Raw genomic sequence first — 927 nt, 5'->3', positions numbered from 1 at the left:
AATGTTTACTTGTATATCATTCTCGTTTTGCTTCACATCAACATTTATATTCATTCGTATCACCTCAAATTTTCCTTCAAATCACTAGTTGCTTTATACCCTCGTCTGACAGACGTTAAACCTTTCTTCGCAAAACAATTAACGTAAAATCATCGTGAAGCTGAAAATCCTGCAATTTGAGGAGGCTGTCATAAATGTTTTTGACCATTTCCTGCGCGGAGGAACACATATGTTCCTCAATGAGCTTCTGCAGATCAGGACGCTCCAAGAAACCGTTTTCCGTTCTGCATTCTGTGACGCCGTCAGAAAATAAAACAATCATATCGCCCTTTTCCAGATGCTGATCGAATTGTTTGTAGTCATAGTCCTGTGAGATGCCAAGAACGAGTCCTTTGGCCTCTAAATCGTAAAACGTGTTGTCCTTTTGAGAATAATAGAATCCCGGTTCATGTCCTGCTGAAGCATATGTAAATTGATGCTTGTCCATATTGTAATTCGCATAAAACATCGTAATAAACATACTGGCATCAACGTTTTGTTCAACAACACGATTCAAATTTTTCAGCACTTGAGAAGGGTGTATGCCCGTTTCCGGCAAAGAGTCCATTGCGTATTTAATCATGGACATGCATAAAGCCGCTGGAATGCCTTTTCCGATCACGTCCGCGATTGCGATATTGATGGATTCCTTGTCTTTGACAAAGTGGTAGTAATCACCGCTCATCTGTTTAGCGGGAACACTGATGGCGCCGATATCCAGCGCTTCCTCCTGAGGAACTTTAGTTCCGAGCAGCGTCTGCTGGACATTTGCCGCGATTTCAATTTCTGATTTGATTTCCTGCTGTATCCCTCTAAGGGTTTGATGCTCCTGATAAGCCATTCCATAACCAATCATGACTTCTATTAAAAAATCCAGCGAATGAAAAA

1 protein-coding gene is annotated in these 927 nt (G+C 41.2%); it reads right to left on the bottom strand.

Annotated features, from left to right (window positions below; genetic code table 11):
• Positions 1-115 precede the first annotated feature (115 nt).
• On the bottom strand, positions 116-927 hold an 812-nt coding region (rsbU, locus tag ACWHAR_RS24360; protein ID WP_452088091.1), incomplete at its 5' end, for a phosphoserine phosphatase RsbU.

The organism is Bacillus sp. LR--39 (genome assembly GCF_053613335.1).
Note: the sequence above shows the minus strand (reverse complement) of the source record. Positions and strands in the feature narration are given on the sequence as shown.